This is a genomic window from Pseudarthrobacter sp. CC12 (assembly GCF_039907755.1).
Lineage (GTDB): Bacteria > Actinomycetota > Actinomycetes > Actinomycetales > Micrococcaceae > Arthrobacter > Arthrobacter niigatensis.
In genome coordinates this window covers 1-1,616 of record NZ_JARDJH010000078.1, presented here as the reverse complement: position 1 = coordinate 1,616, position 1,616 = coordinate 1, and the positions used below count along the sequence as shown (strand labels likewise).

Genomic DNA, 1,616 nt, shown 5'->3' with positions numbered 1-1,616 from the left:
TGAACTGGTCCCCGAAAGTTGGACTCGTAAATGTACGAGGTCAACTCTAAGGGCTTAGCTGCGGTTCTCGAAGAAGTCCTCGCCCCACTTGGGACGGGGACTTCTTCGCTTATTCGGCAGGCGCCGCCGTGTGGGTCGCTTCTCCCGTGGAGGGTTCCTAACATGGACAAGCTGCAGCCAGGTTAGCTGGGGCAGAATGAGTGCCATGGGGAACAAGAATTCAGAGTTGCTGATGGTTCAGCTCGGACCATGGGAGGTTGAGCGCTCCACCCTCCACGAAGTTGGAGTGAGCTGGGATGAGATCGTCTCGCGCTGGTTTGGGGCGGAGAAAGTGCTCCCGCCCCGGGCATTGGACGATTTCCCCCTGAGAGGTTGGAGACGCCTGCAAACTTCCTACCCTTCTTGGGCACTGGAGGTGCTTGTACTTGGCGCGCCCGATCAAGCAAGCCCGGGTCGATGGGTTCTTGTGCAGTTGCATCGCGACAGGAACGGATGGCAATTCGCCAGTCCCGCGAGCTATCTCCCAATCCCGGTGCAGGAGTCGCGGCGACAAGGGTTGCGCCTGGAGTGGTCAAAACCAAACTTCACCCTGACAAAGGGTTCACCACCGGAAATTGCCGTCGTCCTAATCAATGACTCCGCCAGCCCTTGGAATCCGAGCGAAGAAGACCATGGCCACGTCCAGGGAATCGTTCTCGACCATGAAGGAAACAGGATCGGAAACGGCTGGTACGCCCACGGCAAGGTGGCTCAACTGCCTCCCTTAGGCCCGGGGCAACAAACCGTCCTTCCAACCTTGCTAAATAACCCCGAACTTGATGGGCTCGTGCCCGGGGGTTATCAAATTCATGCTTCACTGACTGCCTTAGGACTGCCAACAACCACACTTGCCCGCCTTACAGTCGCTGATTAACAGGGACAGCAGGCCGGGCCGTAAAAGTTCGGCTCAATAGGACTTAGGCCGCAAGAACTTGCGCACGGTACTGCACAGGGCTCAGACCCTTGAGCTTGGTGGAGATTCTTTCGGTGTTGTACCAGCGGATGTACTCGTGCAGCGCCGTGGTGAGTGCGTCGATGCTGAGGAAGCGGACACGGTGGAAGAGTTCTTCCTTGAGGTGTCCGAAGAAGTTTTCCATCACGGCGTTGTCGTAGCAGTTGGCTTTGCGGGACATTGATTGGACTGCGCCGACGTTCGCCAAGAGGCCCCGCCACGAGATGTGCTGGTACTGGAACCCCTGGTCGGAATGCACGAGGGGTTGCTGCCCGGGCTCCAAGCATGTCAGGGCTGCCCGCAAGGAGTTGTTAGTTAGATCCAGGTTCGGGGATGTGCTGATGCTGTGGGCAATAATCTGCCGGTCGAAGAGGTCCATGACAGGCGAGAGGTAGAGCTTGCGGTCCCCGACACTGAACTCGGTCACGTCGGTGACCCACTTCTGGTTTGGGGCAGCGGCGTCAAACTTCCTGTTCAGGAGGTTGGGTGCGATGATGCCTGCCTCGCCTTGGTAGGAGTTGTAGCGCTTCCTGCGTCGGACTTTGCATAGAAGGCCGAGTGTCCGCATCAACTTCAGCACGGTCTTTTTTGCCACTGCCCAGCCGAGATTGAGCAGTTCACTGTG

At 57.9% G+C, this 1,616-nt stretch carries 2 protein-coding genes; one reads left to right on the top strand and one right to left on the bottom strand.

All coding sequences use genetic code 11. The features are described from left to right. Positions 1-205 precede the first annotated feature (205 nt). The gene (locus tag PV772_RS22885; protein ID WP_347887685.1) at positions 206-913 is read left to right on the top strand and encodes a hypothetical protein; all 708 of its coding nucleotides are present in this window, start codon (positions 206-208) and stop codon (positions 911-913) included. A gap of 43 nt (positions 914-956) precedes the next feature. Here PV772_RS22885 and PV772_RS22880 read toward each other — a convergent pair. Beyond that, positions 957-1,616: IS3 family transposase (locus tag PV772_RS22880; RefSeq protein WP_347887684.1), on the bottom strand; the 660-nt coding region annotated here is incomplete at its 5' end.